This is a genomic window from Vibrio kanaloae (assembly GCF_024347535.1).
In the GTDB taxonomy this organism is placed as follows: Bacteria; Pseudomonadota; Gammaproteobacteria; order Enterobacterales; family Vibrionaceae; genus Vibrio; species Vibrio kanaloae.
In genome coordinates this window covers 2,823,520-2,846,848 of the sequence record NZ_AP025497.1, presented here as the reverse complement: position 1 = coordinate 2,846,848, position 23,329 = coordinate 2,823,520, and the positions used below count along the sequence as shown (strand labels likewise).

The following is a 23,329-nucleotide window of genomic DNA, read 5'->3' as shown; positions in this document are numbered from 1 at the left end:
ACACATCTAACTTGATGATTGGGGACTCAAACAAGGTGTTGCTGGTGCCATATGATTTCGATGGCCCTAAAGCTAGTTTGAGTATAGTTATTTGGGTATAGTACCTCTTTTACACATAAACAAATAGGCGACGCCTTATGTCCTTTAGCGATCAGAACCTTATTTGGGTTGATCTAGAGATGACAGGACTTGATCCTGAAACTCATAAAATCATTGAAATTGCGACTATCGTTACTGATAGTGAGCTTAACATCCTGGCTGAAGGACCTGTTTTGGCTATTCACCAACCTCAGAGTGAATTGGACAAGATGGACGAGTGGTGCACAACGACTCATACTGGCAGCGGCCTAGTGAAGCGAATTCAAGAAAGTACGGTTTCAGAACAAGATGCAATCCAACAAACGATTGAATTTCTTGAGAAGTGGGTACCAAAAGGTAAGTCACCGATTTGTGGCAACAGCATTGGCCAAGATCGCCGTTTCCTATACAAGCACATGCCTGAATTGGAAGAGTACTTCCACTACCGCTATGTTGATGTCAGTACCTTGAAAGAACTTGCTCGTCGTTGGAAGCCTGAAGTGTTAGATGGGTTTTCTAAGTCGGGAAGTCACCTGGCATTAGATGATATTCGTGAGTCGATCGCTGAGTTGCAGTACTATCGAAAAACGATTATTAATATCTAATCAGATCAAACGATCACGTTTATCTAACTTTTCAGGGACCTAAGAGCTGATTTTTTTGAAAATCTGTGTGCTTTTACAGCAGTTGAGTAAAAACTTGCGTAATTTTGCATTAAGGACTTGCATCACAAAAAAATGCTCTTATAATTCGCAGCCCTAAACGACGAAAGACGTTTCAGATTGCGATACTAGCTCAGTTGGTAGAGCGCAACCTTGCCAAGGTTGAGGTCATCGGTTCGAACCCGATGTATCGCTCCAAATTCTCTCTTGTGCTTTGCACTGAAGAAGATGGTCAAGTTCCATTGTACTTAACAATGCATCCGGACGCGGGATGGAGCAGTTTGGTAGCTCGTCGGGCTCATAACCCGAAGGTCGTCGGTTCAAATCCGGCTCCCGCAACCACATTACAGTTAGACGTTGATTTGCTGCTTGTTAGCAGACAAGATTAACGGTTAACTTATGCGATACTAGCTCAGTTGGTAGAGCGCAACCTTGCCAAGGTTGAGGTCATCGGTTCGAACCCGATGTATCGCTCCAATTTCTTTCTAAGAATTGATATTGGAAATATAGAGTCATCAACTTAAATGATGCATCCGGACGCGGGATGGAGCAGTTTGGTAGCTCGTCGGGCTCATAACCCGAAGGTCGTCGGTTCAAATCCGGCTCCCGCAACCACATTACAGTTGAACGTTGATTTGCTGCTTGTAAGCAGACAATATTAACGGTTAACTTATGCGATACTAGCTCAGTTGGTAGAGCGCAACCTTGCCAAGGTTGAGGTCATCGGTTCGAACCCGATGTATCGCTCCAAATTCTCTCTTGTGCTTTGCACTGAAGAAGATGGTCAAGTTTCATTGTACTTAACAATGCATCCGGACGCGGGATGGAGCAGTTTGGTAGCTCGTCGGGCTCATAACCCGAAGGTCGTTGGTTCAAATCCGGCTCCCGCAACCACATTACAGTTAGACGTTGATTTGCTGCTTGTAAGCAGACAAGATTAACGGTTAGCTTATGCGATACTAGCTCAGTTGGTAGAGCGCAACCTTGCCAAGGTTGAGGTCATCGGTTCGAACCCGATGTATCGCTCCACTTTTATTCGAACAAGAAGTAGTATTCTTAGAGCTTTGCTCAGAATGAAAATGGTTTAGTCTCATTGTCTTAAACAATGCATCCGGACGCGGGATGGAGCAGTTTGGTAGCTCGTCGGGCTCATAACCCGAAGGTCGTTGGTTCAAATCCGGCTCCCGCAACCACATTACAGTTAGACGTTGATTTGCTGCTTGTAAGCAGACAATATTAACGGTTAGCTTATGCGATACTAGCTCAGTTGGTAGAGCGCAACCTTGCCAAGGTTGAGGTCATCGGTTCGAACCCGATGTATCGCTCCAAATTCTCTCTTGTGCTTTGCACTGAAGAAGATGGTCAAGTTCCATTGTACTTAACAATGCATCCGGACGCGGGATGGAGCAGTTTGGTAGCTCGTCGGGCTCATAACCCGAAGGTCGTCGGTTCAAATCCGGCTCCCGCAACCACATTACAGTTAGACGTTGATTTAACGCTTGTTAGCGAATAGATTAACGGTTAACTCATGCGATACTAGCTCAGTTGGTAGAGCGCAACCTTGCCAAGGTTGAGGTCATCGGTTCGAACCCGATGTATCGCTCCAGCTTTATGCTTTTAAGACGTAACACTCTTAAAGCCTCTCGGTTAGAGACAAGAGTCATCAACTTAAATGATGCATCCGGACGCGGGATGGAGCAGTTTGGTAGCTCGTCGGGCTCATAACCCGAAGGTCGTTGGTTCAAATCCGGCTCCCGCAACCACATTACAGTTAGATGTTGATTTTCTGCTTGTAAGCAGACAAGATTAACGGCTAGCTTATGCGATACTAGCTCAGTTGGTAGAGCGCAACCTTGCCAAGGTTGAGGTCATCGGTTCGAACCCGATGTATCGCTCCAGCTTTATGCTTTTAAGACGTAACACTCTTAAAGCCTCTCGGTTAGAGACAAGAGTCATCAACTTAAATGATGCATCCGGACGCGGGATGGAGCAGTTTGGTAGCTCGTCGGGCTCATAACCCGAAGGTCGTCGGTTCAAATCCGGCTCCCGCAACCACATTACAGTTAGACGTTGATTTAACGCTTGTTAGCGAATAGATTAACGGTTAACTCATGCGATACTAGCTCAGTTGGTAGAGCGCAACCTTGCCAAGGTTGAGGTCATCGGTTCGAACCCGATGTATCGCTCCAGCTTTCTTCTAAAAAAGCTAATAATATTCTTTGAACCACTGCGTTTAAAGGCGACCTTGAAGGTCACGCTCTTTCTTTAATGCTGCGAAGCATAATTCCCCAAAAAAGCAAATAATCCTCCATCACGGTGGATATTTTTTTGTCTTAAATTTTCCTTAGCAACTGGAATGCTAGTAAACATCAGGTCTCTGAAGCAGCTACTTGAGGTTTTTTATATCTATAAACAGACTTATCCACAAATTCTTCCATGTGGATAACTTGGTTGATAAAGTTATTTCAGGCTTGATTCTTTATATATATCAAAAAGATCTTTCTTGTTTTTAAGACAATGCTTAAATTGAATATCTATTAAGCTATTGTTTTATATGGCTTTTCTAGTGTTTGTTTGAATTTATAAAAGATCGTTAATTTGTTGTTTTTTGATCTTAATCATTTATCGGTACTGTGTTTAACTTTGTGTAGGTGTCGGATGTTTACGAGAGATCTGAATTTTTTCCACATTGTTAAATTGAGAACAAGGTCAAACATTGTTCGAAAATTATGTGCAACGAGTTGTGTCGAATATTGGACTATTGATATGAGTTTGTTTGTTAAGTGTTGATGCACAAAGGGCTAGGCGTCTCTTGGTAAGCCTTTTTCAACAATACGAATAAGTCGGTGCTTTTTGGTAGACACTTTGTTGTGACCTTCTTGTTCCCTGTTAGCGTTCGGTAACTGTTGTAGTTGTTTTCCCAAAGCCCACTCAATATGAACATCCAATAATTCACTTTGACCGCGATACGATTCTAATGATTCAACAATGCGTTGTTGAAAAGGCGCATTGCCCATGGCGACAAAAATGTTTCGCAGCCATTGGGTGTGTCCAATACGTCTGATCGCTGAACCTTCCATTCTTTTGAGAAAAGTAGCCTCATCCCAGCTTGAAAGAGCAACCAGATCGGACTCTTCGAAATCTTCTCGACGGTGGAAATCTTTTTGGTCGGTAATATCGGCATGACGATTCCAAGGACATACGAGTTGGCAATCATCACAACCGTAGATACGGTTACCAATCGCTTCTCTGTACTCTTCCGGAATAATACCGTCGAACTCGATGGTTAAGTAAGAGATACACTTGCGAGCATCCACTATGCCATCATCAATAATGGCACCGGTTGGGCAGGAGGTGATACAGGCGGTACATTTTCCGCATTCATCGACACTGGGTTCATCGACCGGAAGAGGGATGTTAACTAACAGTTCTCCTAAGAAAAACCAAGAACCGGCCTCTTTATCTAGGATTAGTGAGTGTTTGCCTGTCCAACCCAGCCCTGCCTTTTGAGCAAGAGGCCTTTCTAAAATTGGTGCAGAGTCGACAAATGGGCGTGAATCTAAACCTTCGACTTCTTTCTCAATTTTTTGGCCCAGCTTTTTCAATTGGTTACGGAACAATTTGTGATAGTCACGGCCCAATGAATAACGACTGATATAGCCTTGAGTGGTATCGCTGAGATTAGAAGCAAACTGCGCTTCTGGTGGTAGGTAGTTCATTCGGGCGCTGATCACTCGAATCGTTCCAGGATGAAGCTCATCAGGACGTGCTCGCATCATTCCATGCCGAGCCATCCAATCCATTTCGCCGTGATTACCCGCATCTAGCCATGCTTGAAGAGGAGCTTCGTGTTCACTTAAATCAACATCGCAGATGCCAACTTTTTGAAAGCCTAACTCTTTTCCCCAAATTTTAATTTTTTCAGCAAGATGGTCTAGGTTCATGGCTTGATTCTTAATTCTTATTTTCTCTGTTTTACAATTAGAGATAAGGCTAATTAAAATTAGGTTCGGCAAAAATGGGGGCGGATCTTAACGGATCTTAGCGGTATTGACCAGAACAGACGTATTTTCGTCAGTATTTTTCACAGAACTTACACTTGAGTGCTTGTTTCCTAAAAGCATCACGGTTTACTATTCTTGTTCTTTTGATTTTTATATAGTCAACGATCGATTTTTAGAGAACGTATTCATGAGCATTAAGCAATTTACTTTGAAAGATGAACAAGCAACGATTCAATTAGGAACGGAGCTTTCTAATCTTTGCTCACAGCAGACGACTATTTATCTGCACGGTGATCTTGGCGCCGGTAAAACGACTTTCAGTCGCGGTTTTGTAAAAGCACTTGGCCATCAAGGAAATGTAAAGAGCCCAACGTATACTCTAGTTGAACCTTATCAACTTGCAGATTGGCAGGTGTATCACTTTGATCTCTATCGCTTAGCCGATCCTGAAGAGTTAGAGTTCATGGGAATTCGTGACTACTTTACTCCAGATGCTATCTGTTTGGTGGAGTGGCCAGAGAAAGGCTACGGGATGCTACCGGAAGCTGATTTGGATATTGAGATTCGTTACCAAGACGATCACCGTATTGTTTCTTTAACCGCTAACAGTGAATACGGACAGCGCTTACTTAATCAGTTGGATTTATGTTGATTTCTAAACGCCTTTTTTCTACAGCAGCCATGATGGCTGCTATTTTATCTTTACTGTTTTCTTCACTTTCTTTTGCTAATTCACTTAAAGGTTTGCGGGTTTGGCCTTCTCCTGAAGAAACTCGTGTGGTGATCGATCTGCAATCGGAAGCTGATTTTAGTTATTTTACTCTGAGTAGCCCGAGTCGTTTAGTTGTCGATTTAAAAAATACCAACCTTGCGACCCAGTTGCCTGTTGTGGTGAAAGATAGCCCTATTCTGTCGAAAGTCCGTAAGAGTTCCCCACCAGAGAAAAACACTTATCGCTTGGTGTTTGAGTTGAAAAGGTCGTCTGAAGCCGATTTGTTTAAACTCAGCCCAACGCCAGGTGGTCAATATGGTCACCGTTTGGTGATTGACCTCCCTCATGGTGCTATCAGTAAAGATAAGTCCACGCCGAGTAAGTCAACGGTAAGTAAAAATATTAATCAGGTTAAGCGTCAGAAAGATATTCTGATCGTGATAGATCCTGGCCACGGTGGTGAAGATCCAGGCTCGATTGGCCCAACTCGTAAGTACGAAAAGAATGCGACTTTGAGTATATCTCGTAAGCTTGCAGCCCAGTTGAATGCGGTGCCAGGAATCACGACGCGCTTAACACGCAATGCTGACTACTTTGTGAACTTGAACCGACGTGTTGCGATTGCTCGTGAGAATGAAGCTCACCTGCTGATCTCTATTCACGCGGATGCCTTTACGACACCTCAACCCAGAGGGGGATCGGTGTTTGTGTTGAATACTCGACGTGCGAATACCGAAATATCACGTTGGATTGAAAACAAAGAGAAACAATCCGAATTATTGGGTGGTAGCGGCGCGGCTTTCACTAGCAATATGTATGATAAGAATGTCAACCAAACCTTGCTTGACCTGCAGTTTAGTCACTCTCAAAAAGAAGGCTATAAATTGGCAGCGGCGATCCTGTCGGAAATGGGTAAGGTCGCAAGGCTGCATAATAGGAAGCCGATTAATACTAGTTTGGCAGTATTGCGTTCCCCACAAATTCCATCGGTATTGGTCGAGACAGGCTTTATTTCTAATCCGACGGAAGAGAAGCTTCTTTTTCAACGCTCACACCAAGATAAACTTGCGCGTGCTGTGACCAAAGCGGTCGTTAAGTATTTGAAAGCGAATCCGCCTGAAGGGATCATCTTGTCGAAGGCCACATCATCAACGGGTAGCGTTAGCCAACATAAGGTGTCTCGTGGCGAGTCGCTATCTGTGATTGCCAGCAAATATGGCACGTCGACGCAGGCCTTGATGAAACTCAATAACCTGAAATCGAGTAGCCTAGCAATCGGCCAAGTGCTTAAGATCCCAAGCAGCGCTTCAGGCTCATCATCTAGCAGTGCAGTCAAAACCAAGACCATAACGCACACGGTTAAGTCTGGAGAATATCTCGGCAAGATAGCCAGCCGTTATAAAGTTTTGGTCGCGGACATTAAGCGCGAGAACCGTTTGAAGTCTGAAACCCTGAGAGTGGGCCAAAAGTTACGTATTACGGTTGAGGTGAAAGATGTACCCTTACGTAAGCATAAAGTCGTACGAGGGGATTATCTTGGCAAGATTGCTTCTAAGTATGGCGTGAGCGTTAACAGTATTCGCCAAGCGAACAATCTACGATCCGATGGTTTAGCCGTCGGCCAAGTGCTGATTATTCCGCACAAATAAGCTTTTTAACGCAGACATGTTTCCATCAATGGCAGTAAGGTAGCTATGAATATGACGATCAAAATACTGCCAGCTCGGTTAGCTAACCAAATCGCAGCGGGTGAAGTGGTAGAAAGGCCTGCCTCTGTTGTCAAAGAGTTGGTAGAGAACAGTTTGGATTCAGGTGCCACACGTATCGATATCGATATCGAGAAAGGTGGCGCCAAGATGATCCGCGTTCGTGACAATGGCAAGGGGATCGTTAAAGATGAGCTTGCGTTGGCATTGAGCCGTCATGCTACCTCCAAAATCCATACCCTTGATGACCTTGAGGCGATCGTCAGCCTTGGTTTTCGTGGTGAAGCGTTGGCGAGTATTAGCTCTGTCGCACGCTTAACCATGACCTCTCGCCCTGCAACTCAAGATCAAGCTTGGGCTGCACACAGTGAAGGGCGAGAGATGCAGGTTAAACTGCAGCCTGCTGCGCACCCTATTGGTACCTCGGTTGAGGTGTTGGATCTGTTCTTCAATACACCAGCACGGCGCAAGTTCTTACGTACCGAGAAAACCGAATTTACTCATATTGATGAACTGCTTAAGCGAATTGCGCTAAGCCGCTTTGATGTGACGATCAACCTGCGTCACAACGGCAAGATGATTCGTCAGTACCGTGCGGCCAAAACCGATGTTCAGGCTGAAAAGCGTATTGCAGCCGTGTGTGGTAATGCTTTTGTCCGTCATATGCTTAAGATTGAGCTCGAACATCAAGGGTTGAAACTTCATGGCTGGATCACCACGCCTGAAGGAGCAAGGCAGCAAAGCGATCTGCAATACTGCTATGTGAACGGCCGTATGATGCGCGACAAATTGATCAACCATGCAATCCGTCAAAGCTATGAAACTAGCCTTCGACCAGACCAATTTGCGACGTATGTGTTGTTCATTGAGCTAGACCCGCATCAAGTCGACGTGAATGTGCACCCTGCCAAGCATGAAGTGCGTTTCCATCAAGCACGCCTTGTGCATGATTTTATTTACCAAGCATTGAGTGATGGTCTTGCGCAAAGTAAACAGATCGACGCTGCGCCAATTAATCAGTCGGCTTTTCATCAATTAGACGTGGATCATTATCAGCAAGATGGTGCTGTTTCTGAATCTAGCAATGCGTCCAATGTTTCCGAACAAGAAGACACTGTGCCTGCCGATTCAGAGCAAAACTTAGTGTCAGAAAGGGTGCGACAGGCTATTGAGCAAACGCCAGCTTACCCAAGAAAATCAGAACCTGAACGAGCTTCTAACCGGTCTCAAGATCGTGTTAATGACGGCGGGCAAGACTATGCTTCATCAACTAACTCCAGTTCATCAACCAGCCCAAATTCATCAACTAACGTAAGCTCGTCCACTCACCTCAGCTCGCTTGAGCGTGAAACCAATTTTACCGGCTCTCCTCGTCAAGAATGGATAGAGTCTCGCCCTGCACCGAAGAAAGAAAAAGAGTCGCACCAACACCATGCTGATCCCGCGCCTTCTAGGCGCGAAGTGAAAGCTTACAAAGAGCTTCTAAAAACCCCTGATTTTGATGAACAAGCCGTTGTGGATAGGCAAGTCGTTGTGGATAGATCAGAGGCAAACGTTGCGCCTTTGCAGAGGAATCCGATTTCGAATAAGCCTGACGATATTAAGCCCGTTGATACGAAACCAAGAGCTCCGGTAACTGACTTGGGGAAGGCGGTTACCGTTGTAGAGCGTCAGTACCTCGTGATGGGCAATAAAAATGGCTGTGTATTGGTTTCTTTAGCCAAGGCTGAGTTGTTGCGTGTTATTGGTCAGATGGATACTCAAAGTGGACCGTTGAAAAGCCAACCGTTGTTAGTGCCTTTATCTATTAAGCTTGGTAGTGAACTTGTCGAGGTAGCGAAAGCATTAAGCCAAACACTGACGTTACTTGGTATTGAGCTTAAGGCTCGCAACAGTGAGACGGTGATGGTGATGGGTGTGCCTTCGCCCTTGAGACAGCAAAACTTACAAATTTTGATCCCAGATCTGTTATCTTACGCGGCTTCAATAAACGGCCAGATTGTAGAGCATCACGCGGCTAATGTTGTTAACGACCTGTTGCCATCACTGGCTTCCTGGATCGGGATTCAAACCGCGCAAGTAAAAAGCGACTACACTTTATCTGAGGCGGTTCAGCTCGTTGGGGAACTTGAACAGCTTTGGCATGGTCTACTTCCATTAGATGATCCTGAGTTTGTTCATCCTATCGATTTTTCAGCGACCATAGCCGCGTTTTCGGTTTAACTTTTTCGCGACCACATTTATCTTTTCAGCTGAATGTATCGCGACATAAAGCCCTTTGCTATAAAGGCTCTAACAGAGAAAATTATACTAAATATCATGACTGAAAAATTACCTTTAGCGTTGTTTTTAATGGGCCCAACGGCATCAGGAAAAACAGATTTAGCTATCCGCTTACGTCAGAAGTTCCCAGTAGAGATCATCAGTGTCGATTCGGCATTGATCTACAAAGATATGGATATTGGCACCGCTAAACCGGATGCGGAAGAGCTCGCGCTTGCGCCTCATCGCTTGATTGATATTCTGGATCCCAGCGAAGCGTATTCGGCGGCAGATTTTCGTCGTGATGCGATCAATGAAATGAATAAGATTGTAGCGGAAGGCAAAATCCCGCTACTGGTCGGTGGCACAATGCTGTATTACAAGGCCTTGTTGGAAGGTTTATCGCCATTACCTGCCGCGGATCAAGAGATTCGTAAGCAAATTGAAGCGGAATCTATCGAGCAAGGTTGGCAAGCACTGCACGATCAATTAAGAGAGATAGATCCCGTCTCAGCTGAAAGAATACACCGAAATGATCCACAAAGGCTTTCAAGGGCATTGGAAGTTTATCGAATTTCGGGTAAAACATTAACTGAGCTCACTCAAACGAAAGGCGATAGCCTGCCATTTCGTGTAAAACAATTTGCTATAGCTCCCAAGGAAAGGACAGAACTCCATCGCCGTATTGAGCTGCGCTTCGAGAAGATGATAGAAGCGGGTTTTGAAGAGGAAATGAAGGCGTTGTACGCCAGAAAAGATCTTCACCCAGAGCTCCCATCGATCCGATGCGTTGGTTATAGGCAGATGTGGGATTATTTAGACGGGAATTGTGATTTAGACGAAGCGGTTTTCCGTGGTGTCTGTGCAACCCGTCAGTTGGCCAAGCGACAAATCACCTGGTTGCGCAGTTGGGATGATTTAACTTGGTTAGATAGCGAAAACATTGAACAAGCGTTAGAAACTCTTTCAGATGCAATAGCATCTGATTAGTATTGCTGTGTATAATGTGATCGCTTTTGCGTGAATATACTCTGGAAAGGATCCGTTATTGAGGCTTTTAAAAAATCACAGCCTTTCAATAACAACGGAGTTTTTTTATTCATTTAGCTCAGATGCAAAGGCCGCACCTTTTTGTGCACCACTAGCTAAATAATTACAACAAAATACAAATAAGGAAAATAAAATGGCTAAGGGGCAATCGCTACAAGACCCATTCCTAAATGCACTCCGTCGTGAGCGCATTCCAGTCTCTATCTATCTTGTTAACGGCATTAAGCTGCAAGGTCAGATCGAGTCTTTCGATCAATTTGTGATCTTATTGAAGAACACAGTAAACCAGATGGTTTATAAGCATGCGATTTCTACTGTGGTTCCTGCTCGTGCGGTTAGTCACCACAACGGCGAGCAACGTGCGCCATCTGATCGTCCAGAGAAGACTGAAGATTAATTATTTAACGAATACAGCACATGCTGTAATAAGGAGTTGGTTGCTTGTTTGACCGTTATGAATCCGGCGAGCGAGCCGTACTTGTTCATATCAACTTCACGCAAGAGGGAGAATGGGAAGACCTAAGCGAATGTGAAATGCTGGTCTCCTCTGCGGGGGTAGAAACGCTACAAGTGATTACTGGTAGCCGCCAATCCCCACTCCCTAAATACTACGTTGGAGAAGGTAAAGCCCTAGAAATCGCTCAAGCCGTTCAGCTGACCGGTGCTGAAATTGTGATTTTTAACCACTCTCTCTCTCCTGCCCAAGAGCGAAACCTCGAGCAATTGTGTAAATGTCGTGTGATTGATCGCACGGGGTTGATCTTAGATATCTTTGCACAACGTGCGCGAACTCATGAAGGTAAGCTACAAGTTGAGCTCGCTCAACTTCGTCATATCTCTACTCGACTGATTCGTGGTTGGACTCACCTTGAAAGGCAGAAAGGTGGTATTGGTCTTCGTGGTCCAGGTGAAACTCAGCTGGAAACTGATCGACGTTTGTTGCGTGACCGTATAAAGGCAATACTGCGTCGTTTAGCAAAAGTAGCTAAACAACGTGAACAAGGACGACGTGCTCGTCATCGAGCTGAAATCCCAACAATTTCTTTGGTTGGTTATACCAACGCAGGGAAATCAACACTTTTCAATCGTATTACTAGTGCAGGTGTTTATGCGGCAGACCAACTGTTTGCAACCTTAGACCCAACACTACGTAAGATTGATTTGGCAGATGTCGGGCCTGCAATTCTCGCAGATACCGTAGGTTTTATCCGTCATTTACCACACGACTTGGTCGCTGCGTTCAAGGCTACGTTACAAGAGACGCAGGAAGCTGACATTTTGTTACATGTTGTTGATGCCAGTGATGACCGCTTTCGTGAGAACATTCAGGCGGTTCATGAAGTATTAGAAGAAATTGATGCTCATGAAGTGCCAACCCTTGTAGTCATGAATAAAATTGACTGCATGGAAGACCAAAAACCTCGAATTGAAAGAGACGAAGAGGGCGCACCTCGCGCTGTTTGGGTTTCTGCAATGGAAGGAGAAGGTATTGAACTGCTGTTTGAAGCTTTAACTGAGCGTTTAGCTAGCCAGATGGTTCAATTCCGGTTGTGTATTCCACATCAACATCAGGGCCGTATTCGCAGCTTATTCTTTGAGATGAAATGTATTCAACAAGAAGAGTATGATGAAAATGGTAACTTGTTGATAGATATCCGAATGCAACAAATAGATTGGTCTAAACTTGAAAAAAGAGAAGGGGCGCTCTTAGGTGACTTTATCGTTACCAAAGAGACTGCTACAGTATAACGTCATATCAAATGATGGAGCTTTCTAATGGCGTGGAATGAGCCTGGAAATAATAACAACGGTGATAATAACGGCCGCGATAATGACCCTTGGGGTAATAAAAATAATCGCGGCGGCCGAGATCAAGGACCGCCAGATCTAGACGAAGTGTTTAATAAACTAAGTCAAAAGTTAGGTGGCAAGTTTGGTAAAAAAGGTGGTGGCGGTAACGGACCATCTATTGGTGGAGGCGGTGCAATTGGCTTTGGTGTCATTGCCGTTATTGCCATTGCTATCTGGTTCTTTGCTGGTTTCTACACGGTTGGTGAGGCAGAAAGAGCCGTCGTGCTTCGACTGGGTCAGTTTGATCGTATCGAAGAACCTGGCCTTAACTGGCACCCACGTTTCATCGATGAAGTTAAAGCGGAACAACTGGTAAACGTTCAAGCGATTCGTTCGCTACGTGCTTCAGGCACTATGCTGACAAAAGACGAAAACGTTGTGACCGTTGAGATGGGCGTTCAATACCGTGTTTCTGACCCATACAAATACTTGTATCGTGTAACGAATGCGGACGACAGTTTACGTCAAGCAACCGATTCTGCGCTTCGTGCGGTAATTGGTGATTCACTGATGGATAGTATTCTAACGAGTGGCCGTCAACAGATTCGTCAAAGCACTCAAGAAACGCTAAATCGTATTATCGATAGCTACGACATGGGTATTTTGATTGTTGATGTGAACTTCCAATCAGCACGTCCACCAGAGCAAGTGAAAGATGCATTTGATGATGCAATCGCGGCTCGTGAGGATGAAGAGCGTTTCGAACGTGAAGCTGAAGCATACCGAAATGACATTCTTCCAAAAGCAACAGGTCGTGCTGAGCGTTTGAAGAAAGAAGCGGTTGGTTATTCAGAGCGCATCGTAAATGGTGCTCTAGGTCAAGTGGCTCAGTTCGAGAAATTGCTACCGGAATACCAAGCAGCGCCTGAAGTAACACGTAACCGTATGTACTTAGATACAATGGAAAAAGTGTACTCAAGCACATCGAAAGTGCTGATTGATTCAGAATCAAGCGGTAACTTGCTATACCTACCAATTGATAAGCTAGGTGCTCAAGGTGAAGGTCAGTCGGGTAAGCGCTCGACAAAAGCCCCATCGACTTACGATCAAATTGAGTTAGAAACTCAAGCGGATCCAAAGTCTAGCACTCAAACTCGTTCAGATAGTTCACGTCAAGGGAGATACTAATAATGCGTAAGTTAATGATCCCTGTATTGGTTGTGACGTTGGCTTTACTACTAATGTCAGTATTTGTGATTCCTGAAGGCGAGCGCGGTATTGTGATTCGTTTTGGTCGTGTATTGAAAGATAACAATGATATCTCTCAGATCCACGAACCGGGTCTGCACTTTAAGTTGCCATTGTTCGACCGTGTGAAAACACTTGATGCGCGTATTCAGACAATGGATGGTCGTTCAGACCGTTTCGTAACGTCAGAGAAAAAAGACGTCATCATTGATTCATACGTTAAGTGGCGTATCCAAGACTTCGGTCAATACTACTTGGCAACAGGTGGCGGTAATGCATTGACGGCTGAAGCGCTACTTGAGCGTAAAGTAACTGATGTATTACGTTCTGAGATCGGTTCGCGTGAAATTAAGCAAATCGTGTCAGGTCCTCGTAATGAGGATATTCTGCCAGACTCTGCTGATAGCGAAGTGGTGACAACGGTAGCGGCTGCGGAAGCGCTAGAGGTTGATGGTGAACGCGATAAGATCATGGCAAACGTATTGTCTGATACTCGTGAGAGTGCGTTTAAAGATCTTGGGGTTGAAGTTGTTGATTTCCGAATGAAGAAAATCAACCTTCCAGACAACATCAGTGACTCTATCTATAAGCGGATGCGTGCCGAGCGTGAATCGGTTGCCCGTAAGCACCGTTCACAAGGTCGTGAGAAAGCAGAAGTTATTCGCGCTCAAGCTGAGCTAGAAGTAGCGACTGTGCTTGCTGAAGCGGATCGTACCGCTCGAATCACGCGCGGTGATGCCGATGCAGAAGCAGCGAAGATCTACTCTGATGCTTTCAACAAAGATCCTGAGTTCTATGGTTTCATGCGTTCACTGCAAGCTTATGAGACATCATTTAGCGATAAGAGCGACATTCTAGTATTGGATCCGAAGACAGACTTCTTCCGTTACATGAATCAAGCAAGCGGTGTTCAAGAAAAATAAGCGGATTCGTGAGTTAATGACTAGCAGAATGCGTTAAAAATCAAAAGGCTCCCATCATGGGAGCCTTTTTGTTTTCTGGCAGCTGAGAATTCACTGTTTTGAAACTTCAGGGAGGCAGCTCAACAGCGTTGTGCTTTGAGAAAGCCTAACGATAAGTCATGAACGCGATAACTGCTCCGGCGACAACAAGACAGCCTCCAATGCGACGTAGCTGGGTGTCTGGTTGCTGGCTAAGTTGGGCAACCATATTTCTCCAACCGTTTGGTGCCACTAAGGGCCCAAGCCCCTCGACGATAAGAACAAGCCCAATAGCGAGCCAAATTGAATGGGACATCATGCTGCCTTATATTTATAAAAAGATAATGATATCAGCATCTTTAAAGCTCCGCCCTGAGTTATCGCAGATTTGTTTTTGAATGGCCTTGATGATTATGAACAAAAAGTGACTGCAAGAAGCATGATTCAGTGCTAGAATCCATTTTTAATTAGCAACAGAAATTGGAAAGATGGGAAATAACGTAGTCGTTCTAGGCACCCAATGGGGTGATGAAGGTAAAGGTAAAATCGTTGACCTTTTAACTGAAGATGCAAAATATGTGGTTCGCTACCAAGGCGGTCACAATGCAGGTCACACACTTGTAATTGACGGTGAAAAAACCGTTCTTCACTTAATTCCATCAGGCATCCTACGCAATAACGTTAAATGTGTTATCGGTAACGGTGTAGTTTTATCGCCTGACGCACTTCTAAAAGAAATGAAGCCTCTTGAAGATCGCGGTATCCCTGTACGTGAACGTCTTTTCATTTCTGAAGCTTGTCCTCTAATTCTTCCGTACCACATTGCTATCGACAACGCGCGTGAAGTCGCTCGTGGCGCGAAAGCTATCGGTACAACGGGTCGTGGTATCGGTCCAGCTTACGAAGATAAAGTTGCTCGTCGCGGTCTACGCGTTGGTGACCTTTTCGATAAAGAAGCCTTTGCTGAAAAGCTAAAAGAAGTCATGGAATTCCATAACTTCCAACTAGAGCATTTCTACAAAGCCGAAACAGTAAGCTACGAAGAAGTACTTGAGCAAGCGATGAGCTACGCAGACATGCTAACTGCGATGGTTATCGATGTAACTGACGAACTAGACGCAGCACGTAAGCGCGGCGACAAGATCATGTTCGAAGGTGCTCAAGGTACGCTACTTGATATCGACCACGGTACTTACCCATACGTAACGTCTTCTAACACGACGGCTGGTGGTGTTGCTGCAGGTTCTGGTTTCGGTCCTCGTCACATCGGTTACATCCTTGGTATCACTAAGGCTTACTGTACTCGTGTTGGTTCAGGTCCATTCCCAACTGAGCTATACGATGGCCTTGAGAAGCAAGATCCAATTGGTAAGCACTTAGGCGATGTTGGTCACGAGTTTGGCGCAACAACAGGTCGTCTACGTCGTACAGGTTGGTTCGATGCGGTTGCTATGCGTCGTGCAATCCAAATCAACTCTCTATCTGGTATCTGTCTAACAAAACTAGACGTTCTAGATGGCCTAGAAGAACTGAAAATCTGTACTGGTTACAAGATGAAAGATGGTTCTATCCTAGAGGTTTCTCCAATGGCTGCTGAGTCATTTGAAGAAGCAACGCCAATCTACGAAACTATGCCTGGTTGGACTGAGAACACATTTGGTGCTAAATCAATTGATGCGCTTCCACAAGCTGCTCTTGATTACATCAAACGTATCGAAGACCTAACTGGCGTGCCAATTGATATTATATCAACTGGCCCAGATCGTAACGAAACTATCATTAAGGTTCACCCATACAGCGCGTAATGCCTGTCTGAGTGATTCAACACATAAAGTGTTGTGATAATTAAATCGTTTCTAAAAGCCGACTTTGTTAAGTCGGCTTTTTAATACCTGCAATTTGAGAGTCGAATACCAATCACAGTAAGTAAGTGATCAAAAATAGCGCCGGAAAAATGCTTGAGAACAAGGCAGAATTTTTCGATAAGTAGTTATTCTACAATCAAAAATTCTAACGAAGTTATCGAGTATTTTAACAAGCTAGAGTGAGCAGTTATTTACTACGATTGGTATATAGCTTTGGGTGGTGATATTTTGCACGCCATCTGGCAAAATATTGCCCGTTAGCGGCAAGTTTTGTCTAAAGCCGTCAAGGTTATTGCCGATACAGATATCATGGAAAGTGAAGTTCACCCTATTTTGTGCGCGTAGAAATCCTCTGTCGCCCTCAATAGATAACTTTAACGACAGATAATAGAGTGCAGGTATGAGGCTACGAATTGTAGCAGCTTCATTGATAATGGCGCTGAGCTCACCCTTGAGTCATGCAAATTTGGCTGATGTGGGGGAGCCCGTTCCAATATATACAGAAGCTGAATTGATTAAATTAATTGAGAATAATCAACACCTAGAGCGCGTGAAAGCTGATAAGTGCCAGTTAGTTGAAGATATCGTTGCGCGTGCGACGCGTATTAGCTTGCCTTCTTATGAGTTTTTATATGGTGATATGTTGGCGTGGGGTGTGTGTGTTCCTCAAGACGTAGAGCTTGGTTTGTATTATATGGAAAACGCAGCACATCAAGGTTTACCCACCGCGTTAGAGCAACTGGGACGTTATTATTCTCGTGGTACTTTGGTTCAACAAGACAAAGAACGTGCGATTCCGTATCTACGTGAAGCGGCTGCTATGGGGAACCTAAGTGCGAGTATTCATTTAGCTGAGCTGTTGCTACGTGACTATGGTAGCCCGCTAGATTACGAAGATGCTTATCGCTGGTTATATAACTCGGTAACGGCAGACCAAAGGCAACACAAGCGCATTACTGTGCTTAGAAGTGGGTTAGAGCAGAGGATGCCTGAAAACATTATCGCTCGAGCCAAGCGCCGAGATGTATTCTGGTAACCACGAATACTATTTTAGGTTGATGATTAACTCCTGCACTCGTTACTCATCAATATTAAGGTAGATAGAAACAGAAAGGCCTCGCCGGTGAATACCCGCGAGGCCTTTTTGATCTGCACTGTTTTTTATTTTTAAAAACCGTAGCGAGCTAGTGTTCGTCGTTACTGCACAACCTCACCAGACTCAATGACCGTTTCACGAACCACTTTGGTGAAATCGAGCGCTTCTTGGCGAATCTTATCTTCGTCTACTGTCAGCATGTTGCGGTCTTGCATGATGATCTTGCCATCCACGATGGTGTGGCGAACGTTCCCCGAGTTTGCAGAGTACACTAAGGCTGAATATGGGTTGTACACAGGAACCATGTTTGGTGCCTTGGTATCGATCACTATGATGTCGGCGAGCTTACCTGCTTCAAGAGAACCAATTTTATCTTCCATGTGCAATGCTTTGGCTGCGCCCATTGTTGCCATGTCGATCACTTTGAGCGGCGGCATTGCGGCACGATCTTTATTAACCAGCTTGTGAACCTTAGCCACTTGGTTGAACTCATCAATTGTGCTCAATGTGTTACCAGACATCGGCCCGTCGGTACCTAAACCGATACGTATGTTCTCGTCATACATCTTAAGGGCAGGGGATACGCCTTTCGCTGATTTGATATTGGCACTCATGTTATGAGCAACGCCCATGTCTGACTTTTTCACAAGTTCGATATCTTGATCATCCACTAAGATCATGTGTGCGCCAACGAGGTTTTTGTTGAGTGCACCAATGCTGTCCATGTATTGAACTGGTGATAGTCCATTTGAACGTTCTGCGATTTTCTCTTCTTCACGGTGTGATTCTGCAAGGTGAATCATCACTGGCACATCTAGCTCTAAAGAGAGTTTAGAAATTTTCTGCAGGATCTCAGTCGTATTTGTGTAAGGCGCATGTGGGGCAAACGCTGGAGTAATTCGAGGATGATCTTTGTATTCTTCGATGAAGTTCAGTGCGTACTTAATCCCTTCTTCGGCATTGGCCGCATCGGCGACTGGGAACTTAATCACGCTTTCACCTAAAATGGCACGCATCCCGATCTGGTCGACAGTTTTCGCGACTTCATCCTCAAAGTAGTACATATCGGCGTAAGTGGTGACACCGCCTTTCACCATTTCAATGTTACCTAGGTTAGCACCAATGCGGACCATGTCTCGCGAAACCAGTTTCTTTTCTAGTGGGAAGATGTAGCGATGGAGGCGATCGGGCACATCATCGGCGAGTGAACGGAAAACCGTCATCGATACGTGAGTATGAGTATTAATGAGACCGGGCATGACGATATCGCCATCCACATCGAGTACTTGCTTAGCTTGGTATTGCTTCTCTAATGAAGCATCGCCTACAGCAATGATTTTGTTGTTTTTTACGACAACAGTACCGTTCTCATAAACCGTTTTGTCTTGGTTCATCGTGAGAACCATAGCGTCGGTAATCATCAGATCTGCTTTTTCCATCGCTGAACTGGCGAATGAAAATAGGGCTAGGCTTGTCATTGCAGAAGCCAATAAAGTGCGTTTAAGTTTCATATCAATACTCGAAACAGAAGTGGGAAAAGTATCAGAATCATAGAGTATTTCATTTATCGAGCAAACGTTTGTTTTATCGTTTGCTTGAGGTTCTGATGATAGATAATGGCGATGAAGTCATTTTTAACAAAGGGAAATATGCATCAATTTGAGGTTATTTTAGGCTTTTCCAAAGCATATCTGTAGGTTACCTCTAGCATCAGATATACTAGGGGTATATACATTCCTTGCTTAAGCAGGCCCGCCTATGTCAAAAAAAACACCGATGCCAGAAAATACCACCACGACAACCAATATTGATCCCTTTGCAGACCGAGAGTCTAAAAATTACGACAACCCAGTACCAAGCCGAGAGTTCATTTTATCGTTTCTAACAAAAGCGAATATTCCAATGAACCGTAACGATCTATTCGAAGCTTTGGGTCTTGAGGGTGAGGAGCAATACGAAGGCTTGCGTCGTCGTTTACGTGCAATGGAGCGTGATGGACAGCTCATCTTTACTCGTCGTCAGTGCTATGCATTGCCTGAGAAGATGGAACTGATTAAAGGCTACGTGATTGGTCATAAAGACGGTCATGGTTGGGTTCGCCCAGATGGCAGTGTCGGTAAAGATAACGATATCTTGTTGCCGCATCACCAGATGAAAACCATCATGCACGGTGATTACGTGCTGGCTCAGCCGACTGATAATAGTAAGCGCGGTCGTCGTGAAGGACGTTTGGTTCGTGTTCTTGAAGAGCGCAAAACGCCACTTGTTGGTCGTTTTTTCCTAGAGTATGGCCACTCTTATGTGGTCGCCGATGATTCACGGATTAGCCATGACATCCAGATCCCTACTGAGCATAAAGGCGGTGCTCGAATGGGTAATGTGGTTGTGGTTGAAATTACGGATCGCGGTGGTCGTTCTCGTAACATGATGGGTAAAGTCACCGAAGTTCTCGGTGAGAACATGGCACCGGGTATGGAAACGCAGATCGCGATCCGCACTCACCAGATCCCAAATGAGTGGCCTGAAGCGGTTGATAAGCAAATCGCAAACCTAGGCGAGCATGTGCCTGAAGAAGCAAAAGAAGGACGTGTTGATCTACGTAAACTGCCATTGGTCACGATTGATGGTGAAGATGCTCGTGACTTTGATGATGCGGTTTATTGTGAAGCGAAAAAAGGCGGGGGCTGGCGCCTATGGGTGGCCATTGCAGACGTAAGTTACTACGTTCGTCCAGATACAGCGCTAGATAAAGAAGCGATTAACCGAGGTAACTCGGTGTACTTCCCATCGCAAGTCGTACCAATGTTGCCAGAGATATTGTCCAATGGCCTATGTTCATTGAACCCTCAAGTCGACCGCTTATGTATGGTGTGTGAGATGACTATCTCAGACAAAGGCACACTATCAGGCTACAAACATTACGAAGCTGTCATGAACTCTCATGCTCGTCTGACTTACAACAAAGTAGGCGCGATCTTAGATGGCAATGAAGAGCTTCGCGAGCGTTACGAGCCAGAAGTACCGCATCTTGAAGAACTGCACAAGATGTACAAAGTGCTTAAGAAAACGCGTGATGAGCGTGGTGCGATTGAGTTTGAAACGGTAGAAACGAAGTTTATCTTCAATGCGGATCGTAAGATCGACCGTATTGAGCCGGTAGTCCGTAACGATGCACACAAGATCATTGAAGAGTGTATGATTCTCGCGAACATCGCATCGGCGTCTTACGTAGAAAAAGCGAAGGAGCCTGCTCTATACCGTGTTCACGAAACACCGGGAGAAGAGCGTTTAGTTGGTTTTAAAAGCTTCTTAAGTGAGTTAGGTCTAACGTTGGAAGGAGGGTTATCTCCATCACCAACAGATTACGCCGAATTAATGCAGAAAATTCATGAGCGTGAAGATCGTGAGCTAATTCAGACCATGTTGTTACGCTCGATGAAGCAAGCGGTATACAACGCAGATAATGCGGGTCACTTTGGTTTGGCACTGGAGCGTTATGCGCACTTTACTTCACCAATTCGTCGTTACCCTGATCTATTGTTACACCGCGCAATTAAGTACTTAATCGCTAAAGAAGAAGGTCGCAGCAGCGAACGTTGGACACCAACGGGTGGGTACCACTACACGTTCGATGACATGGATTTCTACGGTGATCAGTGTTCAATGACTGAGCGTCGTGCGGATGATGCAACACGTGAAGTGAACGACTGGCTGAAATGTGAATACATGCAAGACCATGTCGGCGAAGTGATGGATGGTGTTATTGCCAACGTGACTGGCTTCGGCTTCTTTGTTCGTCTAACTGAACTGCACATTGATGGCTTGGTTCATATCTCTGCGCTAGCGAATGATTACTACCAATTTGATGCTGTTGGTCAGCGCCTAGTGGGTGAGAGCTCTGGTAATATCTACCGCTTGGGTGATTCGGTTAAAGTGAAAGTTTCTGCGGTTAACTTAGAAACTCGTCAAATTGACTTTGATTTGGAAGACACTGAGCGTCAGCCGCGTGGTAAAGGAAAAACGGCCAAGAAACGCGCAGCAGATGCGATGAAAAAGGCAAAGAGCAAGAAACGCTCGGCAGTAAAGAGCAATCAACCAGGAACGTCTGCGAAGCCTTTGGTTGAGCCAACTAAGCGACCAGACGGTAGTACTCAAGAGTCTGATAAGAAGAAATCGGCGAATAAAACCGGTGCTGCTAAAGCTCGCGCTAAGAAAAAACGGGCAGCAAGTCGTAAGCCAAAAGCGGATAAGTCTTAATATTTTGGTTTACAAGGACCAGCACGGTTTAGCGTTTCACTAATTGAATACGAGAGTATCAGGCGAAAAACGCATACTCTCGAAATAAACAACACAGAGAGGGAGGTGTCGGAATGGATGCACTCTTCTCTGAGCACTATGAGTAACTTGAGATAATGAGTAACGAATTTATTTACGGTATTCACGCGGTGAAAGCCGTACTAGAAAAAGATCCAGTACGTTTTATTGAAGCGTATGTACTGAAAGGTCGCCAAGACGAGCGTCTTCTTCCATTGCTGAACCAACTGCAGCAGTTTGGTGTATCGATCCAACAGATGGGCCGTAAGCCGCTTGATGAAAAAGCACAAGGTGCGAATCACCAAGGTATTATCGCGAAGGTAAAGCCTGCTAAGCAGCTTAATGAAACGCACCTAGACGATATTCTAGCGCAACATGAACAGCCATTACTGTTGGTTTTAGATGGCGTAACAGACCCTCACAACCTCGGTGCTTGCCTTCGTAATGCCGATGCGGCTGGTGTGGCTGCGGTTATCGTTCCGAAAGACCGCTCTTCGCCGTTAACGGCAACGGTAAGCAAGGTAGCATGTGGTGCGGCTGAAACGGTTCCTCTAGTACGTGTAACCAACTTGGCTCGCACAATGCGTGCATTGCAAGAGCAGGGCGTATGGTTTGTGGGAACTGCGGGTGAAGCAACGCATGATATTTACCAAGCGAAGCTAACTGGCCCATTGGCTGTAGTGATGGGCGCGGAAGGTGATGGTATGCGCCGTTTAACGCGTGAAACTTGCGATGATTTGATTAAGATTCCAATGGCAGGCAGCGTGTCTAGCCTGAATGTTTCTGTAGCGTCAGGTATCTGCCTATTCGAAGCGGTAAGACAGCGTTTAGCTCAATAACGCCTACTCAGTAATACTGGGGGTAGTGATGCTTTACGACATAAAGCATTAGAACTATTCTAAGTCTATGAATTTATTAACGCTCACCCGAGTTGGTGAGCGTTTCTTTTTCTGGCTCAAGAGAGAGAATATTTCACTTTCTTGGATGGCTAGATGGCGAAAGGAAAACTGTTTCATTATTAGCCAAATACCGCTTGCTAATACCGGGTTCTTTCTATAATATTTGCCGTCCTTAAAACTCGGTCATTTTTCTTTAGTTCCTTGCTTCCCTTGGACGACCGAGCCTTTCGTGGAAGCTAATAATCCGTAAGGAGCAACCAAATGCGTCATTATGAAATCGTATTCATGGTTCACCCTGATCAAAGCGAGCAAGTTGCTGGCATGATCGAGCGTTACACTGGTTCAATCACTGAAGCTGGTGGTACTATCCACCGTCTAGAAGACTGGGGCCGCCGTCAAATGGCTTACCCAATCAACAAACTTCACAAAGCTCACTACGTTCTTATGAACGTTGAAGCTGGCCAAGAAGTGATGGACGAGCTAGAAACTGCTTTCCGTTTTAACGATGCAGTTCTACGTAACATGATCATGCGCACAAAAGGCGCTGTGACTGAGCAATCTATCATGCTTAAGCAAAAAGAAGAGCGTGCAGAGCGTGCTCCTCGTCGTGATGACCGTGAAGAACGTGCACCTCGTCGTGAAGAAGAAGCTAAGCCAGAAGCTGCTGCTGAGTAATTCTTTTTTGACCCTTTAGGTCATTA

17 protein-coding genes and 15 tRNA genes are annotated in these 23,329 nt (G+C 45.1%); 29 read left to right on the top strand and 3 right to left on the bottom strand.

Translation table 11 applies throughout. From position 1 onward, the window contains the following. Window positions 1-137 precede the first annotated feature (137 nt). The 16 genes from orn to OCV24_RS12750 all read left to right on the top strand — a co-directional run bounded on the left by orn (window position 138) and on the right by OCV24_RS12750 (window position 2,929). A complete protein-coding gene (orn, locus tag OCV24_RS12825) occupies window positions 138-683 on the top strand; it encodes an oligoribonuclease (protein WP_017055371.1) in 546 nt (181 codons plus the stop codon). Window positions 684-862: 179 nt separating this feature from the next. Further along, a tRNA-Gly gene (locus OCV24_RS12820) sits at window positions 863-938 on the top strand. Between the two features lie 67 nt (window positions 939-1,005). Continuing rightward, window positions 1,006-1,082 (top strand) — tRNA-Met (locus OCV24_RS12815). Between the two features lie 59 nt (window positions 1,083-1,141). Beyond that, window positions 1,142-1,217 (top strand) — tRNA-Gly (locus tag OCV24_RS12810). Window positions 1,218-1,278: 61 nt separating this feature from the next. Next, window positions 1,279-1,355: transfer RNA gene (locus tag OCV24_RS12805), tRNA-Met, on the top strand. Between the two features lie 59 nt (window positions 1,356-1,414). Beyond that, window positions 1,415-1,490: transfer RNA gene (locus tag OCV24_RS12800), tRNA-Gly, on the top strand. 67 nt (window positions 1,491-1,557) lie between these two features. After that, window positions 1,558-1,634, top strand: a tRNA-Met gene (locus OCV24_RS12795). 59 nt (window positions 1,635-1,693) lie between these two features. After that, window positions 1,694-1,769 (top strand) — tRNA-Gly (locus OCV24_RS12790). 87 nt (window positions 1,770-1,856) lie between these two features. Beyond that, window positions 1,857-1,933 (top strand) — tRNA-Met (locus OCV24_RS12785). A gap of 59 nt (window positions 1,934-1,992) precedes the next feature. After that, a tRNA-Gly gene (locus OCV24_RS12780) sits at window positions 1,993-2,068 on the top strand. Window positions 2,069-2,135: 67 nt separating this feature from the next. Then, window positions 2,136-2,212: transfer RNA gene (locus tag OCV24_RS12775), tRNA-Met, on the top strand. A 58-nt stretch (window positions 2,213-2,270) separates the two neighbouring features. Then, window positions 2,271-2,346: transfer RNA gene (locus OCV24_RS12770), tRNA-Gly, on the top strand. A gap of 80 nt (window positions 2,347-2,426) precedes the next feature. Beyond that, a tRNA-Met gene (locus tag OCV24_RS12765) sits at window positions 2,427-2,503 on the top strand. Window positions 2,504-2,562: 59 nt separating this feature from the next. Beyond that, a tRNA-Gly gene (locus OCV24_RS12760) sits at window positions 2,563-2,638 on the top strand. An 80-nt stretch (window positions 2,639-2,718) separates the two neighbouring features. Next, a tRNA-Met gene (locus OCV24_RS12755) sits at window positions 2,719-2,795 on the top strand. 58 nt (window positions 2,796-2,853) lie between these two features. Then, a tRNA-Gly gene (locus OCV24_RS12750) sits at window positions 2,854-2,929 on the top strand. Between the two features lie 612 nt (window positions 2,930-3,541). Here the strand turns inward: OCV24_RS12750 and queG are convergent. Beyond that, the gene (gene queG / locus OCV24_RS12745) at window positions 3,542-4,684 is read right to left on the bottom strand and encodes a tRNA epoxyqueuosine(34) reductase QueG (protein WP_017055699.1); all 1,143 of its coding nucleotides are present in this window, start codon (window positions 4,682-4,684) and stop codon (window positions 3,542-3,544) included. Between the two features lie 247 nt (window positions 4,685-4,931). Here queG and tsaE point away from each other — a divergent pair, with 247 nt between their 5' ends. From tsaE to hflC, 8 genes are all read left to right on the top strand, one after another. Then, window positions 4,932-5,396 carry a tRNA (adenosine(37)-N6)-threonylcarbamoyltransferase complex ATPase subunit type 1 TsaE gene (tsaE, locus tag OCV24_RS12740; protein ID WP_017055700.1) on the top strand — a complete coding sequence of 155 codons (465 nt, stop codon included), beginning with the start codon at window positions 4,932-4,934 and terminating at the stop codon, window positions 5,394-5,396. Next, a complete protein-coding gene (locus OCV24_RS12735; RefSeq protein WP_060467033.1) occupies window positions 5,390-7,105 on the top strand; it encodes an N-acetylmuramoyl-L-alanine amidase in 1,716 nt (571 codons plus the stop codon). Before tsaE ends, OCV24_RS12735 begins: the two co-directional genes overlap by 7 nt. A 51-nt stretch (window positions 7,106-7,156) precedes the next feature. Then, entirely contained in the window at window positions 7,157-9,385 is a 2,229-nt protein-coding gene (mutL, locus tag OCV24_RS12730; protein WP_150878988.1) for a DNA mismatch repair endonuclease MutL, read from the top strand. A gap of 96 nt (window positions 9,386-9,481) precedes the next feature. Further along, entirely contained in the window at window positions 9,482-10,414 is a 933-nt protein-coding gene (gene miaA, locus OCV24_RS12725) for a tRNA (adenosine(37)-N6)-dimethylallyltransferase MiaA (RefSeq protein WP_017055703.1), read from the top strand. A 193-nt stretch (window positions 10,415-10,607) separates the two neighbouring features. Next, a complete protein-coding gene (gene hfq, locus OCV24_RS12720; protein WP_017055704.1) occupies window positions 10,608-10,871 on the top strand; it encodes an RNA chaperone Hfq in 264 nt (87 codons plus the stop codon). 44 nt (window positions 10,872-10,915) lie between these two features. After that, window positions 10,916-12,223, top strand: a complete 1,308-nt coding sequence (gene hflX, locus OCV24_RS12715) for a ribosome rescue GTPase HflX (protein ID WP_017055705.1) — start codon at window positions 10,916-10,918, stop codon at window positions 12,221-12,223. 27 nt (window positions 12,224-12,250) lie between these two features. Continuing rightward, window positions 12,251-13,453: an FtsH protease activity modulator HflK gene (gene hflK / locus OCV24_RS12710; protein WP_017055706.1), complete on the top strand. Its 1,203-nt coding sequence runs from the start codon at window positions 12,251-12,253 to the stop codon at window positions 13,451-13,453. A 2-nt stretch (window positions 13,454-13,455) separates the two neighbouring features. Next, on the top strand, window positions 13,456-14,436 hold the full coding sequence (hflC, locus tag OCV24_RS12705) for a protease modulator HflC (protein WP_046225119.1): 981 nt from the start codon (window positions 13,456-13,458) through the stop codon (window positions 14,434-14,436). A gap of 145 nt (window positions 14,437-14,581) precedes the next feature. On the opposite strand, the gene OCV24_RS12700 is transcribed toward hflC, so the two are convergent. Next, the gene (locus OCV24_RS12700) at window positions 14,582-14,770 is read right to left on the bottom strand and encodes a DUF2065 domain-containing protein (RefSeq protein ID WP_017055708.1); all 189 of its coding nucleotides are present in this window, start codon (window positions 14,768-14,770) and stop codon (window positions 14,582-14,584) included. Window positions 14,771-14,942: 172 nt separating this feature from the next. Between OCV24_RS12700 and OCV24_RS12695 the strand changes: the two genes are divergently transcribed. Together OCV24_RS12695 and motX are read left to right on the top strand one after the other, a co-directional pair. Continuing rightward, window positions 14,943-16,259 (top strand): adenylosuccinate synthase, encoded by a 1,317-nt coding sequence (locus tag OCV24_RS12695; RefSeq protein ID WP_017055709.1) that lies wholly within the window; start codon window positions 14,943-14,945, stop codon window positions 16,257-16,259. Between the two features lie 460 nt (window positions 16,260-16,719). Beyond that, window positions 16,720-17,355: a flagellar protein MotX gene (gene motX / locus OCV24_RS12690; protein WP_017055710.1), complete on the top strand. Its 636-nt coding sequence runs from the start codon at window positions 16,720-16,722 to the stop codon at window positions 17,353-17,355. 161 nt (window positions 17,356-17,516) lie between these two features. Here the strand turns inward: motX and OCV24_RS12685 are convergent, their stop codons facing one another. Further along, window positions 17,517-18,926: an amidohydrolase gene (locus OCV24_RS12685; protein ID WP_046225117.1), complete on the bottom strand. Its 1,410-nt coding sequence runs from the start codon at window positions 18,924-18,926 to the stop codon at window positions 17,517-17,519. A gap of 247 nt (window positions 18,927-19,173) precedes the next feature. Between OCV24_RS12685 and rnr the strand changes: the two genes are divergently transcribed. From rnr to rpsF, 3 genes are all read left to right on the top strand, one after another. Then, window positions 19,174-21,672: a ribonuclease R gene (gene rnr / locus OCV24_RS12680; RefSeq protein ID WP_017055712.1), complete on the top strand. Its 2,499-nt coding sequence runs from the start codon at window positions 19,174-19,176 to the stop codon at window positions 21,670-21,672. 155 nt (window positions 21,673-21,827) lie between these two features. Next, window positions 21,828-22,568, top strand: a complete 741-nt coding sequence (gene rlmB, locus OCV24_RS12675) for a 23S rRNA (guanosine(2251)-2'-O)-methyltransferase RlmB (protein WP_046225115.1) — start codon at window positions 21,828-21,830, stop codon at window positions 22,566-22,568. Between the two features lie 321 nt (window positions 22,569-22,889). After that, window positions 22,890-23,303 (top strand): 30S ribosomal protein S6, encoded by a 414-nt coding sequence (gene rpsF, locus OCV24_RS12670; protein ID WP_004735855.1) that lies wholly within the window; start codon window positions 22,890-22,892, stop codon window positions 23,301-23,303. Window positions 23,304-23,329: the final 26 nt, after the last annotated feature.

What these genes read in the sequence shown, in the direction of transcription:
- tsaE (WP_017055700.1), top strand. Translation starts at nt 4,932, where the DNA reads ATGAGCATTAAGCAATTTACTTTGAAAGATGAACAAGCAACGATTCAA.
- queG (WP_017055699.1), bottom strand. Translation starts at nt 4,684, where the DNA reads ATGAACCTAGACCATCTTGCTGAAAAAATTAAAATTTGGGGAAAAGAG.
- mutL (WP_150878988.1), top strand. Translation starts at nt 7,157, where the DNA reads ATGACGATCAAAATACTGCCAGCTCGGTTAGCTAACCAAATCGCAGCG.
- hflC (WP_046225119.1), top strand. Translation starts at nt 13,456, where the DNA reads ATGCGTAAGTTAATGATCCCTGTATTGGTTGTGACGTTGGCTTTACTA.
- rpsF (WP_004735855.1), top strand. Translation starts at nt 22,890, where the DNA reads ATGCGTCATTATGAAATCGTATTCATGGTTCACCCTGATCAAAGCGAG.
- miaA (WP_017055703.1), top strand. Translation starts at nt 9,482, where the DNA reads ATGACTGAAAAATTACCTTTAGCGTTGTTTTTAATGGGCCCAACGGCA.
- OCV24_RS12685 (WP_046225117.1), bottom strand. Translation starts at nt 18,926, where the DNA reads ATGAAACTTAAACGCACTTTATTGGCTTCTGCAATGACAAGCCTAGCC.
- hfq (WP_017055704.1), top strand. Translation starts at nt 10,608, where the DNA reads ATGGCTAAGGGGCAATCGCTACAAGACCCATTCCTAAATGCACTCCGT.
- OCV24_RS12695 (WP_017055709.1), top strand. Translation starts at nt 14,943, where the DNA reads ATGGGAAATAACGTAGTCGTTCTAGGCACCCAATGGGGTGATGAAGGT.
- rlmB (WP_046225115.1), top strand. Translation starts at nt 21,828, where the DNA reads ATGAGTAACGAATTTATTTACGGTATTCACGCGGTGAAAGCCGTACTA.
- orn (WP_017055371.1), top strand. Translation starts at nt 138, where the DNA reads ATGTCCTTTAGCGATCAGAACCTTATTTGGGTTGATCTAGAGATGACA.
- hflK (WP_017055706.1), top strand. Translation starts at nt 12,251, where the DNA reads ATGGCGTGGAATGAGCCTGGAAATAATAACAACGGTGATAATAACGGC.
- rnr (WP_017055712.1), top strand. Translation starts at nt 19,174, where the DNA reads ATGTCAAAAAAAACACCGATGCCAGAAAATACCACCACGACAACCAAT.
- motX (WP_017055710.1), top strand. Translation starts at nt 16,720, where the DNA reads ATGAGGCTACGAATTGTAGCAGCTTCATTGATAATGGCGCTGAGCTCA.
- OCV24_RS12700 (WP_017055708.1), bottom strand. Translation starts at nt 14,770, where the DNA reads ATGTCCCATTCAATTTGGCTCGCTATTGGGCTTGTTCTTATCGTCGAG.
- OCV24_RS12735 (WP_060467033.1), top strand. Translation starts at nt 5,390, where the DNA reads ATGTTGATTTCTAAACGCCTTTTTTCTACAGCAGCCATGATGGCTGCT.